Here is a 15,626-nt window from a genome sequence, read left to right as displayed (position 1 = left end):
GGAATAGAGAGAGGTACTTTCTCAAAAAAAAGTACCTCTACTTTTCTTACTAGACATATACTTAAATATATTATCTTATTGCACAATCACAGTTTTTAAGTATGTTAACGATATCACTTATTTATGTACCTTCGTTTCTTTCTTCTGCTCCCGCCCAATCCCTTGGCAAATGTTTAGCAGCATATAAAAAGGCAAAAATACTAATTACAAAAAATATAGCCAAAGATGATAGGGCAATTCTTAGTGCTTGGGCTTCGCCAAAATCCGTCATTAAAAATTGACTGAGAAATCCGACATAAGTTGGCCCACAACCTAAACCAATAATATTTAAGAACAAAAAAAACAGGGCTGTTGACATTGCACGAGTTGAGATAGGCGCTAATGTTTGAGCGATAGAGAAACTTGGCCCTAAGTAACTGCCAGACATAAATAAATAAATTGCCAGTAAACATAGATAGGTATTAACACTGTCAACCCAAAAGCCCAAAATCAAGGCCGGCACCCCAATTGACAAACATATAGCTGGTACCAAAGCATATGCACGAACATTTTTCTTAGCCCATTTTTCAGCCACTAAGGCGCCAATATATGTACCTAAACCATATACTATGCCGTTAATAAGGCCCAATGCTAGCATTAACGATTGAAAGTTACCTGGGTTATTCTTTGGATGATAGCTAGGGTCGTGTCTAAATACATAGTCTACCCCCCACTGAGCTAGAGAATAGGCGCCGAAAGAAGCAAAGCCTATCCCCATGCACATTCCCCACCAAGACTTAATAGTGAGTAAGTTTTTAATTGACTCCGAGAAAGGCTCTCGCTCTTTGTTAGCAAAACCTCCTGCTTCCATCGCTCCTCGCTCAGGCTCTTTGATAAAGATAAGCACTACAATAGCCAACGCGACACCAGGTAAACCTAGAGCGAGAAACGTCCCCCTCCACCCTATTGCAGAAACTAACTGTCCGGCGACAAAAAATGCAAACATGACACCTATAGGTATGCCAAGTGAATAGATCGCCAAGGCACTGGTGCGTTTTTCTTTTGGGTACATATCCGAAATAATAGAATGGGCAGGAGGGCTCCCACCGGCCTCACCTATGCCTACCCCTAAACGAGCGAGAGCAAGAGTCATGAAGTTTGTAGCCATACCAGATAGGGCCGTGAAACCACTCCAAACAGCAAGCGAAAAAGCCATGATTTTGACGCGATTGTAACGATCCGCTAACCAGGCGATAGGTATTCCCACTAGGGTATAAATAAGCGCAAAAACAATACCTTTGAGCAGACCAAGCTGCCAGTCCGTAAGATTTAAGTCATCTTTTATAAAAGGCGATAAAGTACCAATAATTTGTCGATCAATAAAATTGAAAGCATAAACGAGGGTTAATAGCAACAGCACCGTCAAGCGGTACTTAGGTGTAACGTGAGTAGATGTATCCATGATGGCAAGCCTTATTTTTATTATTACTGAACATCGATCAATTTGACACCAGGAAAGTGAAATCTATCCTTTAAGGTTTTGGGTGATAAGATGATCGTTTTGGCTAATGCTCTCTATCAGAGAATACTATATACAAAGCTTTGTTAATTGGTAAGTCACTGACTATTCGTTGGCTTCGCCCATATCAATCTTTGCGTTGTTTATGGCGCCATCCTGGAGAGGAATTTAAGCCCGCATATACAAAGACTATAGGTAATCAACACTAAATAAGTTAGCCATATTTGAACTACGATGGATACTATCTAGTTATGCTCGTCGAAAGTTGATGAGCTCTGATCATGAGCGATAACACAGCAGAATAAAATAATTATCAGTATCTACTATTCAATGAGTACTAATAATTACTAAATAAAATAGATTAATCAAAGTACTATTAAACTATTGTTATAAGAATATTAAAGTTCTATTACTTCTTAGAACAGGCTTCCATTTTTGCATCTTTTACTACTAATAAAAGAAAAAACGGCCATGAGTCAAACTAAATTCATCTTTATATTTAGTAATAAATATTAATAGTTCAAAAAAAATTACTTTCCATTTATACATTTCATTAATATGGTCATTAATAACCTTTAAATAGTTCATTTTATTAATCTAAAATTAGGCATTTTATAGATTTAGTTCTCAAAGTTTTAATATTCACGATTGAAACGTAAAAGCCATTAGAAAGTGTAATAGAAGCAACATAGTATTTTGTATTGCCTAATGAAAATTTCTAGATTTTCAGTGGCGCCTAAAAATTCCGTTCGAGTTTAAAATTCCATCAGCTAACAATTAAAGTTCTAAATAATGCCTAACACAATTTTTTGTATTTCCGCACTACACGAAAAGCAATCCGAAATTCTATTTGAACAATTGATTTATAAAGAATCAACTCACCAAATAATTGGCGGAAAACTCCAATTTAAAGGTAAATTCGAACCTAAAAGGCTTATAAAAGCTCAAGCTTACCTTGCTGATAGTTCGGATATATTCCGCCATCGTTTAATACTAGATGACGGAGTATACTGGAACCGCTTTGAAGAAAAGCCAACGTTCTCTTTTAATGAAGTGTCTTTTGTTAATGAAGCTAAACCTCACCAAGCAGCAGATAATTGGTACAAAAGAAATTATTTAAATCGTCCATTTGATATAAGTAAACCCTTAAGTAGGTGAAGATGGTGTCAACCTTTCTGGAGGTCAAAAACAACGTTTGGCCATTGCACGTGCGATACTTCATAATCCTGATATTTTATTGCTTGACGAAGCGACCTCCGCACTAGATAGCGCAACAGAAACAGCTATATCCCATTCACTATCACAGCTTATGAAAGGACGAACAACTATCATCGCTACCCACCGTTTACATACTATGAATACTTACGATCAAATTGTTATGATGTCAAAAGGTAATGTTCTCAATGTGGGTTCTCATCAATACTTATTAAAAAACTGTCCTGCTTACCGCGATCTAATTGAACAGCAAATGAAAATAGATAATTTTGTAGTGAGAGCTATTTAACTGAAAATGAAGTGGGCTTCGATGCTCCCACTTCATTATAGTTAACTCAAGTTAATAAATAGAGATATCTAATACTATTTTATTGGGTACTAATTTCGATAACTGGGGTTTGCTCATCAATAGCAAGCACAAATTCTGCTAGATACTGCAAAACTATCGGATCATTAATTGTATCATCAATTGTTGCATTACCTTGCTGCGGCAGAGTATGTAGTGCGAAAACATCTTCAAGAGTAACAGCACTACCATCATGTAAATACGGTGAGCTTAGTGCTATCCCAAATAAAGATGGCGTATTAAAGCCTATTCCTCCAAGGGAGTTAAAGCCTTGAGTCGATTGTCCCGCTATAGCACCAGCTCCACGAATTTCAAGATCATTAGCGGCAAATAAAGTACCCACATCATCCAAGAAGTTTGTAGTATCACCATTAATTTCAACTGAGCGAATTTGAGGACCTGCCGTGGTCAAATTAGGATCAAGTGCTAACACACCATTAAAAAAATTGTTACCCAGGGGGTTTTCGGCAAAAGTAGGATTATTTTCATAAGCGGAAATCGTACTTTTTGTCCATTTTTCGCCACCGTGGCAACTCGCACAGTAATTTTCAAAAGTTGCACGTCCAGATGTTAACGCGGCAGTATTACTAATATCAGGCATAATTGGTATACGAACAGCATTGGCAACCCATTCTGTCATTGCATCTAATGCATCACTAATACCTTTAGTAGGCCCATGATTAAAGACTTCAGTAGTTCTATTGCTGCCATTAACATTTGTCGCAAACCCTGTTCCGCCCTGAACACCTCGCGAATTATTATTAAAGTCAGTAACGCTTCCGCGTACACCGTTCCAGTTTAGAATTCGCTGATCATCGGTATTATTTTTTGCGAAAGTACCCTCCAAAGGAATAGTTTGTCTCGGACCTGTAGGAAAAATCCATGTTACATTGTCACTATGACCATCTTCATGGCAAGAAGCACAACTACTCCAAGCGTTGTCCGATGCTTTATCTCGAAAAGCTAAAGGCTCGATATCTCGAACTTCAGTATCAAATACACCATCACCATTGGTATCAAAAGTATCTGGCGTACCTAGTGCGGTGTAAAAAACTAATTTACCTAGAAGCTCGCGATGCTTTTGCGTACCTGGTGCCGCAGGTGTACTTGAAGCTATATCCTGTGTAATTACTTGATTATTTTCCAAGTCAATAGATGTTACCGAAGAGCTTACTTCGTTATTAGTATAGGCACGTGTGCCATCATGACTCATCACTACACCACTTGGAATATTACCGGTTTTAAATCGTATCACCCCTGATGGAGCGTTAATATCCAGTTGGCCTTGGCTATCTAAGCCTGCCCGCATCACATAGTTTCCACCTCGGCTCACAATTAAAAATTGATCACCGGCTAAATTAGCATCGATGGCGACAATGTCGTTACCAAATAAACGATCTAAAGATTCCGTTGGCGATGTAGGTTGCGTTTCCCTTTTAATTTGATCGTTAAGATTTATTGTTGTATCAACACCATTGGACAGATCAATCGAACTCATAAGTGCCTGTACATTGACATTAAATTTAACAGGGGGCTCAGGTGATGCTCCTACGTTGGGAATATACAGTGTATTATTTCGAATCATCGCAGCAAATAAATTATTGGTATAAGCACCCTGAGCAGTATTCGCAATATTGCCTCCATCACTAATATCAGCACTACTAGTATCAGGACAGAACACCTCATTTTTCAAAGCCGCTGCTCCATTTCCTAACCCATCTGCACCGCTATTAAAAAAAACTGTACCAGTATCTTGTAACGCGTTGCGTGTATTCTGACAAAAGCGTCTCCTATCAGCAGCAAAACCTGCATTAGCTAAAGGTGATAGATTATATTCAAAAGTAGCGGGCATATCATTTAAGGAGCTCTCTACATTGAAATATATTACCTTACCTTGCTTGGCATCATTAAAGCCATCAGGTCTATTGACAGGATCGATTACCTCTGAAAAAAAGCGAGTGACATAAACATATTCATCACTGTCTTCCGCATCTCCATCATTGGTAATGGCGATTGCCATAGGATTCCCTCCGACATTGACAGTATTTACTACTTGGTTTGTCATTATAGAAATAACAGAAACTGTACCTTGTGTATGATTAGCGACATAAGCGTAGGTTCCATTTGGAGAAATTGCAATGCCTCTAGGCTCGGTACCTACCTCAATAGGCTCTCCAATAACCGAAGGAATGGGTTGACTTAAGTCTATAACCGAAACAGTACCATCGACAGCATTGGTTATTAAAGCTTTAGTATCATCGGGAGTGATGACAACGGAACGTGGCTCGTCTCCTACAGTTATTTCAGCTTGTAGTATTTCAGTGTCCTCACCCGATTCATTCTTGACCTGAATCACTGAAACACTATTATTTTCCCGATTAACGACAACTAGACGTTCGTCCCCGGATGTTAATGCGATACTACTGGAGCGACTCGGTATAACAGAAGTTGTTGGTGGTTCCGGCGTTGGTGTTGGCGTTACGGTAGGTGTTGGAGCATTTCCATTTCCTCCATTATTGTCGTTGTTCCCCCCTCCTCCTCCACAGCCAACAAGTAGAGATGAACTGAGTAAAATTGATCCAAGGCCCTTCACAGATTTGAAATAATGAGAGATAAAATTTTTTAAAAAAACATCTCGATTTTTTTCAACTTTCATATATGCATCCTATTAATTAAATTTATTTATCCTATAGTGCCTCCAATATTACGTATTCAATATTCCTGAGGTTGCACCTTTTAAAATAAGTTTTATATAAAAATTGAAGTCAAACATATTTATTTTTATCTTCTAATCTTTCTACATTTAAATAGCCAGCACTAAACAAAAAAATTTTTATTTAGTGCTGGCTATTTAAATGTATAGTGATTATTTTATAGATAAGTATCGATAGAGAAAAATAAGAAAGATAAAAAACCATTAGAGCCTTTAACAAACAGTATAGTTTTACTTTTTCCCCTTCTCATTATTAGTAGCTCAAACAATTAAGTTCATATAAAAATCCTTTTACCATGCTAAATCAACCATTTGTTATATAAGATGCCAAATATTTTTTATTGATACCACTATAATTATGTAGTGATATGTATGAAGGGTTACATCTTTAAAGCCCTAGTGATACTTACGTGATATACGCAGTAAAAGTTGCATATTATATTTTGAGGAAGTTGCTGTTCTAAATTACTGCAAAACTCTATTTTAACTGGCATGCTCTCGACAAATTAACTGGCTATCTGCGTTTGAGAGTGGGACATGCAACAGAGAACATTGGTGTGGATTACCTTCAGGGAAATTTTCTTTAAAATACTTACATGTTCTACACGCGCCAAAAGGCACACCTTCCCTTTGCTTAAGCGCGCTAGAGAGCACACTCTTTAATGTTTGGTTAAACGTCTCTACTTGGTTGTGATTCAGTTGTTTTATTGAATCTGTTAACGATTTTAAAGGGTCATCGTTTAATAGACTCAAGCCACTTTGTGTAAGTGTAATACTCACTGAGCGCCGATCTTTTTCTGCACTAACCTTCTGAATTAAACCCTTTCGTTCAAGTACATTAATTGTTTGTGACACCGTGCCTTTGGTAACACCAAGGTATGCCGTCAACGCAGAAGGTGTACGCGAAAAACGGTTCGCCTGAGAGAAAAAGCGTAATGCTTCCCATTGCGCAGGTTTTATTGCACTGAGTGCAGCATCGTTATTAATAACTCTTGCTAATCGTTCTAACAATATTAGGGTGATTTCTTCAGCATTGTATTTCATGCTCACATAGTATCGAGTAAATACAGTTATTGCAAGCGCAAGGAAATGCTGTTATCGTTAATAAAGTATTTAGTCGATACTAAATTAACGTGAGATTTGCAGGAGATACTAATGAGAAAACTTATACGTGTAGTATGTTGTTGTTTTATTGTACTTTCCCCTTTTGTTTCAGCTGGGAAAGATGCAATACCGGGGTACACTTATGGCAAGAAGTCCATTATGACTGCCCCCTATACCTTGGACGACTTAGAAAAGCTTAAAGCGACCGTTCTATTTACTGAAGACGATGCAAAATGGCTTCGCAAAAGCCGTAAAGTTTTGGAACCTCAAGCGGAAAAAATATTAGATACATGGTACGGATTTGTAGGATCTACACCTCATCTGTTAGCTTATTTTTCAGATGCCAAAGGAAAACCTGACAGCCGTTACCTCGGTCGAGTCCGCCAACGTTTTATACAATGGATTTATGACACAGCGGACGCTAATTACGACCAAAATTGGTTAAATTATCAGTATGAAATTGGTGTGCGCCATCATCGCAAAGGTAAAAATAAGACAGATAATGCTAGAGCAATTAAGCATATTCATGGCCGTTACGTGGTTGCTCTTACTTATCCTGTGACGGCGACTCTTCGACCATTTTTAGAAAATTCAGATTATTCCGCCAAGGAAATTGACGCTATGCAACAAGCTTGGATTAAATCGGTGTTAATACAAAGTATCCTTTGGACAGAGCCTTATTTTAAAAAAGGTGACTTTTAACGCGGTCCAAACCTATTATTTCTGTACATTAGGAGGCCTATCAATATTCAAGTTGATAGGCCCGTTTCAATTTTAGCGTCACATGCTAACTGCTCACGTTGTAGGCTATCGCTATTGGTTAGAATGGGGACTAATCAACCAATCGTCAAATTTTTACCTTTACCCCTTGAAAACGGTATCTAAACCCACAAGTTTAAACAAATCGGTACACACCTTTAAATCAAGTATTGGGGTAATAATCAGCGATTGATATTATCCTTGGCTACAACCACTTAATAACGCGACTAGGAATACTTAAATGAGTGATAAAGACGACTATACGCCCCCAAAAGTTTGGAAATGGAATGCTGAAAATGGGGGGGAATGGGCAAAAATTAATCGGCCAATATCTGGCGCAACCCATGATAAAACCTTACCTGTCGGGGACAATCCGATCCAACTATACTCTCTTGCAACACCAAATGGCGTAAAAGTCACCATAATGCTCGAAGAGCTGCTTGCTCTCGGTCACACCGGTGCAGAGTACGATGCCTACACAATTAGTATCGGCGAAGGCCAACAGTTCGGGAGCGGCTTTGTCGATATTAATCCTAACTCTAAAATTCCTGCGTTAGTCGACCGTAGTACTGAGACGCCCACTAAAATCTTTGAATCTGGTGCTATCTTGCTTTATCTCGCCGAAAAGTTTGGCGCATTAATTCCACAGGATGCATCTAAACGAACGGAGTGTTTATCTTGGTTATTTTGGCAGATGGGAAGTGCCCCTTATCTTGGCGGTGGGTTCGGTCATTTTTACAGCTATGCGCCAGTAAAGATCGAGTACTGTATCGATAGGTTTACTATGGAAGTGAAGCGTCAGCTGGATGTGCTTGATAAGCAACTAGCGGATAAAAAATATATTTGTGGGGATGAATACACCATTGCTGACATTGCGATATGGCCTTGGTATGGAGCACTTATATTGAATAAAGTATATGGTGCAGCAGAGTTTTTAGAAGCGCATACCTACACTCATGTTTTAAGATGGGCAAATGATATTGCGGCTCGCGAAGCTGTAAAACGAGGAAAAATCGTCAACAAAACTTGGGGAGAGCTAGATCAACAACTTCACGAGCGTCATCACGCGAGCGATTTCGACGAGAAAACTCAGGATAAATTAGAATCATCCAACTAAGTCTTTTCATTAACAAGCCGACAACTCATACTTTTTGATGCATTGCAGCTTACTGCAATGCATCCTGTTAAGAGTTTTATGATAATTAAACTTTTCCCCCCAAAATAGTATTTACCTTTATATTTTGCTACTCATTTAGTCTTTTACAAGTGAGCTAATGAAATCTATTAGATATAGTCTCATTGCTTTATACTAACAATGAAATAACGTGCGGCGTGAATATGCACACTTATATATTTATTTAGAAAAATTAATAATATAACTGCCAGGAAAGCTTTTATATAGCGACGATAATGGACAAAGATAGAGCTATACTTAAATTGTGCATATATATTTGGCTGGGAAAATGGGGCATTTAATGCATTCTGAGTTAATTAAACACGGAATGTGTCTTACCCTCCAATTTCTTATATATCTTTTCTTTCTAACGATCTCTAAATCAGTTCAATCTCATTCTTTTCATAACATCCAATTTCAGAGGGTTTTTGAAGGCAACCATACGGATAACATCTTAGGTACGATTAATGCCATCACTCAAGACTCTGACGGATTTATTTGGCTGGGCGGCACTCAGGGGCTCGCCCGTTTTGATGGTGCTGAATTAAAAGTATACCTTGCTGATCCAAGCGTTTCCGATAGCCTTTCTAATAATTATGTTTTAGACATGTTAACGGATGCTCGAGGACATTTATGGATTGCGACAGGAGATGGTCTCAATCATTTTGATCCTTACTTAGAAAGGTTTAATGTTTTTCGCGCACAGGAGGGAAGTTCAACGACGCTTCCCGATAATTTCATCACTGATTTGGAAATGGGGGACAATAATGAGCTTTTTGTTGCCACCCAAAAAGGTGTCATCATCATAGACACTGCAACAGGTAAGATGCGTCACACACCCGTACAGGGCTATGTTTATCGGATTTACCTCGATAAACATAGAAAACTATGGGTGGCTTATCGTGACCGAGGTTTAATTCGCTACAACGCCAATGATCTAACATTGGAACATATTTATAAGGTAAGGAAGACAGAGAAAGACCATTCAGGGTTATGTGGCAACAAAATCCTTGATGTGGAAATGGATCAACATAATATCCTTTGGATAGCAACACTTGGCAATGGTATTTGTCAGCTAGACCCAGCGACCGGCTACTTTACTCATTTAACAGATTTTGCGGCAAATACAGTTTGGGATCTATTTCTCGACAATCAGAGTAATATGTGGATTGCCACCGACCATAGTGGCTTGGCTATATATCCCTCAAGTGAAGAGAAATTTCTCTACTACGGTTACGATATCCACAAACCTAAAAGCTTACCCACAAATAATATTCGTGATCTCTTTCAAGATAGGATGGGTGACATTTGGATAAGCACGTTTCCCGGCGGCCTCAACTACTTCGACCAATCCACCACTGCATTTACGAATTATATGCACCATCCTATGCAGGAGAACACTCTAACTAGTTCTGAGATCATCGATATTATGCAGGATGACAAAGGTCGAGTATGGCTCGGAACGGAGAGAGGACTTAACCAACTGCATAATGATACTGAAGTGGTAACACGTATTAACTGGCCAGGTCTAGAAGATGAAACAGTACTCTCACTTGAGCAGGGCCAAGATAATACTTTATGGGTAGGTACTTGGTCTCATGGTTTAAAACGAGTTAATTTGTTAACCAAGGAAATTAAGACCTACCTACCAGAGCCCGACAACCCGAATAGTATTAGCGGTAAGTTTATTTGGAAAGTCTATCGCGATAGCGATAATAAAATATGGGTAGGAACTGAGGCAGGAGGTCTCAATCTCTACGATCCAACAACGGACAGTTTTCAACGTTTTATCAATTCGCCAGCCGTACCCAATTCCATCTCTGCTAATTATGTGAAAACAGTCCTTGAAGATAAGGCGGGCAATTTCTGGGTTGCTACCACAGGAGGCCTTGATAGATTAGACCGCTCAACGGGCATTTTTACCCATTATCAACCAGATAAAAGAGACCAACATTCGGTAGGTGGCAGACGTATCATTGCGCTGTTTGAGGATTCTCTCAACAGAATTTGGGTTGGTACTCAAGAAGCAGGCGTCAGCATATTTAACCCAAAGACTGAGAAATTCATTACCCTAAACATGGAAAGTGGATTACCTAGCTTAAATATAACGTCTATATTAGAGTCTGCGGACGGCTATATATGGTTAGCGACAACGCGTGGCTTAGCACGGGTCGATCCTAAACAATTCACTATACAGACATTTAACTCCGGCCATGGATTGGTAGGCAGTAACTTTTATCGCGATGCTTCTCTTTTAAGCGATAGTGGCATGCTGTATTTTGGCAGTACAACAGGTCTCTCGGTATTTGATCCTAGCAACATATCTATCGACACAGCTCCACCGATAATAGGTCTCACAGACTTTAAAATAGCCAATAAATCCGTCGTGATAGGTCAGCCGGACTCCCCTCTTTCCTCTTCTTTAAATAAATCGGAAACTATTTATATTACACCTACGGATGTAATGTTTTCTATTAATTTCTCGGCGTTGAGTTATCGGGCATACGATCAAAATACCTATGCTTATATGCTTGAAGGCTTTGATAAAGAGTGGATTTATACAGGCACAAATAGAACGGCAACATACACTAATTTACCGGCAGGAAAATTTGTTTTCCGCGTTAAAGCGGCGAATGCTTACGGTATATGGAATGAGGAAGGTATCGCAATAAACATTGTGAGAATTCCTGAGATTTGGAGAACTTGGTGGGCCTATCTGGCCTACACTATTGGCGTAATATGTTTGTTTGCCCTATATCGTCATCACAATGAGATACGACGACGTTCCGAAGTTTATCGCGAACAATCATTAACAGATTCATTAACAGGTATTCCCAACCGAGCCGGCATAATTCAAATTGCTGGAAAGTGGTTAGTGGGAAATCGCGCATCAGATAATGTAAGCCTTATGCTATTGGATATTGATCACTTTAAGAAAATTAACGATTCTCATGGACACGATGCGGGCGACAGAATTCTGTGTGAGGTGGCCGAAGTGTTGCGCTCACGCTTGCGGCACGATGATCATATAGGCCGTTGGGGCGGCGAAGAATTTTTGTTCATCTGCAAGGGCTCGTCACCTGAGAAAGTTTCACGCTTAGCAGAAACTTTAAGATTGAAAGTGGCGGAACATATTTTTGATAACCATAAAACACAATTAAACATTACGATAAGTATCGGCGTAGTTAAGATCCTCGGTAATGAAAGTTTTGAGAAGGCAATTAAACGGGCGGATGAAGCTTTGTATCGTGCAAAAGGGGCAGGCAGAAACAGAGTTGTATCGGCCTAAGAGGCAAAATAAACCCAAAAGCTACCTCATACTCATCCCCTCTTTGCTAGTTAAAACTGCCCTCAAATCATCTATGATGTCGAGGTTAGAATATTTTATAGATATCTCTGAAACCTCCTGTTTCTCTTTTTCACCGTTATGACGACCCAATACTGTATACATGCAATCATGTTTTAGCTTCAATAATTTTTGGGCAATATCGATCATTTGTTCTGTACCGTAAAAATTAATTTTCATGGTTCCAGTATTTTTAGTTTTAGGAATAATCTGAGTTTTATAACCTGAATACTCTTCTATCTCTTTTTGTATAGTATCGATGTCTGCATACATTGTTTTTCTAATAGGAGAATCTTGGCCCCCTGCTCTATACAGCTCTATATCCCTTGTAGTCCATGACTCAGATATTACCATCGTGGCTAATGAGAATTGCTTATCGGGGTTTTCATAGCTAATGTATTTGGCAGCGGTTTTCCCTAGTTTTCCCTCTTTTACATATTGTTGCACTCGAGGGTCAAGATTCTTTGCTAAACGCTTATCTGTGTAAAGAGTAGATTTCTTACCTAACTTGGCTATGTTTTCTGCTCGTCTAAAAGAAAGCTTCGCTCCAGTAATTTGTTTATAGTTAACAATTGCCTGTTCAATTACGTTCTCCGGTTTACTGGGCATGGCGTCATTAACAGAAATAGAACCAACAAGCTTGATAAATATATCGCTGAAAGTTGAACTAATAAGACAAGGTACATAGTCAATCAATGCCGCCTTGGCGGCGCGAACCACTTCGATTCCATGGACAACGGAATAACGCATACTCGCCCTTCCCTTTGTTACAAGCACAACACCGCGCGTCACATACATTTCATTTTGAAATTCTGTAATCAAAGTATCTTCAAGAGAAGTTTTGGGCTGGTTCTTTTCAGCTTTGCTCAACGCAAACATATCAATATGTATGTTTCTAAATTCTAAATCCATTATCAGCCTCTATCACTTTATTACCAATTAATCATGCGTCTCCGCGCGGAGACATTTTATCATTAAAGTAAAATATTTGCCCACTCAATTTCTGCATCATTTTGCTATAAAGGCTTATAAGTCAAAGGGTTAGCCCATCGTATTCTTGGTTATGATAACAACTATGGAAATTAGAAGCGGAACTAGAAGTACACCCACTTTTACTTAAATAAGCTGTGTATAAATTGTTTATAGGCTGTATATAAACAGTCCTATTTTACGGAGTGAAAATAGAAGCAATTCGGAGTGTAAATAGGGGATATGGAGTGAAATTAAGTTTAATAGAGTAAAGTTTAAAAGTATGGAGTGAAATTAGGGTTTTCGGAGTTAAAAGGGGAATATGGAGTGAAGTTATAATTTATGGAGTAAAGATTCATTTCTATTAAAAAAAGTCAATAAAAACAATGAGATAAAATTTCCATAGGTATTATATTCTTAAAATTTATTCTAATTTCAGTATACTTACAAACAGGTATGTGTATTTTCTTAATAAAATATTACAACAATGAGTACGATACTACTGTTATTAAATAATAAACATCCACGCAGATACATCACTTTTTTAAACAACAACAAAAATAATATGCGAACATACCGTTTAAATTTACTTAGTTTCAAACTAACTCCATAAGATACATTTGCTCAGGTGACAACATAATGCTGTTATATGGAAATACTTGATGTGATGCATTTGGGAGAAAAAAAGGGAGGGCGTATCTGATGAAAAGTCCCTGTAGTATGATGACCTGCAACAAAAGAGGTGTCAGTTTAATTCAGATTTAGTTAATGCAAAACTATCCTTCAAATTCTATTTTCACTTATCGTAAATCTCACTCCATAGTCTCACCGTCATCGAAGAGATCTAAGTTCTTTGCAATAGAGTCGATATCAACGTCGTCGAGAGATGAAACACCTTTTGGGAGTTTAGCTACAATTGATGACTTTTTCTTAAGAGAATGATGAAGACTATTGAGGCCGACATAAGAATCTGTAGGATCTATATGAATAGATAACTCGCCCCCTCTTATCCTAATGTAGTAACCATCAACACTTGCGTAGTAGGATAATATTCTTTCCTTTTTATCATCCCAGACAATGGGCTGAAGGTTTTTATTTCCTGGCCTTGTTCCCAATTGCTTATGCTTTTTCTCCAAGCCTAGGGCTAAGCGCTTACAAAATAATTCAAAACTAATATCTTTGTCTGGCACTATTGCCATCTTTAATTTTCTCAAATTTGTTTTGTAATGCATGGAGGCGTTTGTACCTATTAACCTGCGGTTAAACAAATGAAGAGCAAACATAACCTCATTAGTTTCTGTAAGTACTTCAGGATTAATACGATAGATATTGATCCTGTCGGACAATATTCCTTGAAATATTACCTCTGGAAATGAGTAGGTTATGGTAATGGTCTTACGTTGTTGAGCCGAGGTTTTATAGTCCTCGTATACTCCAAAGTTAGAGATGGGCTCGATTCTTTGAGATGCCTTTTCAAAATTAAAACGATCTAAAATACGTTGGGGTAGGTTCTCAATATCAAAAACGGTATCGGCTAAACGGGTTAGTGCTTTTAGGGCTGTTTCAATATTGCCACCGGAATTTTCTTTCTTTAGTTGCTCGTTAATCGCCCCTATTTCTATCGCGAAGAAATTTTTCGGTGTTTCACCTAAGTGGAGAGCATGACTGATTAATTGATCCGAAATTGTGAGCATCGCTATCCAGTATTTTAGATCGGTAACTCTTGCAATCACTTTACTTTCAGATCGTAAACCTGTGACACAGCGAGTAATAACATCAACTTTCTCGCCATACCACTCAACTTTTACAGGCTTAATATTACCTTTACCTTGGCGATTAAACTCTAAGGCTGCGAATAATACCGAACATAGTAAGTCGTCAATTGCGGGAGAATTAAGAGAGCGAGAAATACCTTTGTGAGAAACCATAGGGTTGCGAGGTTCAACTTCCAAGATACTGTGCCTGGTATCGCCGCTAGGTATGATTTCCTGTCTAGACGTATCTTCTATTCCTAAGCGTTTAAACTTATAAACAATTACCGGGCGGTTTTTGCCTGGAATCTTTCTTTCTGCCCTTCTGATAGCGCCTTTTGAAAATAAAGTCTCTAGCCTCTTTCTTGCTCCATTTGTGGACTTTACTCTATCATCTAGGACTTCCATAATGCTAAGTTCGCGACCGGTTAATACTGAAAGTTTATGGATTCCTTTTAAATAGGAAATCTCAAGCTTCGTTAAAATAAGCTTTTCACATAGAATTTCAATTTCTTCAGCCGATATATTCTCTTCATTAGAAATATAAGGTGGTTTTAACATTTTCCGGCCCCGGAATTATTAAAAAAAATCATCTATCTTATTGAAATATATAGAGTTTATTTGAATTTCAATTAAATTTTTAATACTGACACTAATGTGTTTTTTGTAGATGCTCCATTGTTAAGCTATCTTTTTGGAGATAGCTTTTCCGGAGCCGGAATTAGCAAGTCAAAGCCCTTGCTAGCCCGCG

General features: G+C 38.3%; 9 protein-coding genes and 1 pseudogene. 5 read left to right on the top strand and 5 right to left on the bottom strand.

Annotated elements, in window-relative coordinates:
- Window positions 1–121: 121 nt before the first annotated feature.
- Window positions 122–1,441, bottom strand: coding sequence for a spinster family MFS transporter (locus BVC89_RS28740; RefSeq protein ID WP_103654403.1), 1,320 nt, complete (start codon window positions 1,439–1,441; stop codon window positions 122–124).
- 849 nt (window positions 1,442–2,290) lie between these two features.
- Here BVC89_RS28740 and BVC89_RS28735 point away from each other — a divergent pair.
- Together BVC89_RS28735 and BVC89_RS28730 are read left to right on the top strand one after the other, a co-directional pair.
- The gene (locus BVC89_RS28735; RefSeq protein ID WP_103654402.1) at window positions 2,291–2,656 is read left to right on the top strand and encodes a condensation domain-containing protein; all 366 of its coding nucleotides are present in this window, start codon (window positions 2,291–2,293) and stop codon (window positions 2,654–2,656) included.
- A 13-nt stretch (window positions 2,657–2,669) separates the two neighbouring features.
- Window positions 2,670–3,002: pseudogene (locus tag BVC89_RS28730) on the top strand (ATP-binding cassette domain-containing protein); the annotation flags it as partial.
- Between the two features lie 79 nt (window positions 3,003–3,081).
- Here BVC89_RS28730 and BVC89_RS28725 read toward each other — a convergent pair.
- Together BVC89_RS28725 and BVC89_RS28720 are read right to left on the bottom strand one after the other, a co-directional pair.
- Window positions 3,082–5,715 (bottom strand): beta-propeller fold lactonase family protein, encoded by a 2,634-nt coding sequence (locus BVC89_RS28725; RefSeq protein WP_103654400.1) that lies wholly within the window; start codon window positions 5,713–5,715, stop codon window positions 3,082–3,084.
- 540 nt (window positions 5,716–6,255) lie between these two features.
- Window positions 6,256–6,816, bottom strand: coding sequence for a MarR family winged helix-turn-helix transcriptional regulator (locus tag BVC89_RS28720; protein ID WP_103654399.1), 561 nt, complete (start codon window positions 6,814–6,816; stop codon window positions 6,256–6,258).
- 111 nt (window positions 6,817–6,927) lie between these two features.
- Between BVC89_RS28720 and BVC89_RS28715 the strand changes: the two genes are divergently transcribed.
- The 3 genes from BVC89_RS28715 to BVC89_RS28705 all read left to right on the top strand — a co-directional run bounded on the left by BVC89_RS28715 (window position 6,928) and on the right by BVC89_RS28705 (window position 12,098).
- Window positions 6,928–7,578: a protoglobin domain-containing protein gene (locus tag BVC89_RS28715; protein WP_103654398.1), complete on the top strand. Its 651-nt coding sequence runs from the start codon at window positions 6,928–6,930 to the stop codon at window positions 7,576–7,578.
- Window positions 7,579–7,876: 298 nt separating this feature from the next.
- Window positions 7,877–8,752, top strand: coding sequence for a glutathione-dependent disulfide-bond oxidoreductase (gene yghU / locus BVC89_RS28710; RefSeq protein WP_103654397.1), 876 nt, complete (start codon window positions 7,877–7,879; stop codon window positions 8,750–8,752).
- A gap of 358 nt (window positions 8,753–9,110) precedes the next feature.
- On the top strand, window positions 9,111–12,098 hold the full coding sequence (locus tag BVC89_RS28705) for a ligand-binding sensor domain-containing protein (RefSeq protein WP_158658195.1): 2,988 nt from the start codon (window positions 9,111–9,113) through the stop codon (window positions 12,096–12,098).
- Between the two features lie 21 nt (window positions 12,099–12,119).
- Here BVC89_RS28705 and BVC89_RS28700 read toward each other — a convergent pair whose 3' ends face one another.
- Both BVC89_RS28700 and BVC89_RS28695 read right to left on the bottom strand, forming a co-directional pair.
- A complete protein-coding gene (locus BVC89_RS28700) occupies window positions 12,120–13,067 on the bottom strand; it encodes a ParB/RepB/Spo0J family partition protein (protein WP_103654395.1) in 948 nt (315 codons plus the stop codon).
- A gap of 869 nt (window positions 13,068–13,936) precedes the next feature.
- Entirely contained in the window at window positions 13,937–15,436 is a 1,500-nt protein-coding gene (locus BVC89_RS28695; RefSeq protein WP_103654394.1) for a hypothetical protein, read from the bottom strand.
- Window positions 15,437–15,626: the final 190 nt, after the last annotated feature.

It is taken from the genome of Agarilytica rhodophyticola, assembly GCF_002157225.2.
Lineage (GTDB): Bacteria > Pseudomonadota > Gammaproteobacteria > Pseudomonadales > Cellvibrionaceae > Agarilytica > Agarilytica rhodophyticola.
Note: the sequence above shows the minus strand (reverse complement) of the source record. Positions and strands in the feature narration are given on the sequence as shown.

Bases quoted from the DNA above. Each gene is read 5' to 3' on its own strand.
- BVC89_RS28740 (WP_103654403.1), bottom strand. From the start codon at position 1,441: ATGGATACATCTACTCACGTTACACCTAAGTACCGCTTGACGGTGCTG.
- BVC89_RS28735 (WP_103654402.1), top strand. From the start codon at position 2,291: ATGCCTAACACAATTTTTTGTATTTCCGCACTACACGAAAAGCAATCC.
- BVC89_RS28725 (WP_103654400.1), bottom strand. From the start codon at position 5,715: ATGAAAGTTGAAAAAAATCGAGATGTTTTTTTAAAAAATTTTATCTCT.
- BVC89_RS28720 (WP_103654399.1), bottom strand. From the start codon at position 6,816: ATGAAATACAATGCTGAAGAAATCACCCTAATATTGTTAGAACGATTA.
- BVC89_RS28715 (WP_103654398.1), top strand. From the start codon at position 6,928: ATGAGAAAACTTATACGTGTAGTATGTTGTTGTTTTATTGTACTTTCC.
- yghU (WP_103654397.1), top strand. From the start codon at position 7,877: ATGAGTGATAAAGACGACTATACGCCCCCAAAAGTTTGGAAATGGAAT.
- BVC89_RS28705 (WP_158658195.1), top strand. From the start codon at position 9,111: ATGCATTCTGAGTTAATTAAACACGGAATGTGTCTTACCCTCCAATTT.
- BVC89_RS28700 (WP_103654395.1), bottom strand. From the start codon at position 13,067: ATGGATTTAGAATTTAGAAACATACATATTGATATGTTTGCGTTGAGC.
- BVC89_RS28695 (WP_103654394.1), bottom strand. From the start codon at position 15,436: ATGTTAAAACCACCTTATATTTCTAATGAAGAGAATATATCGGCTGAA.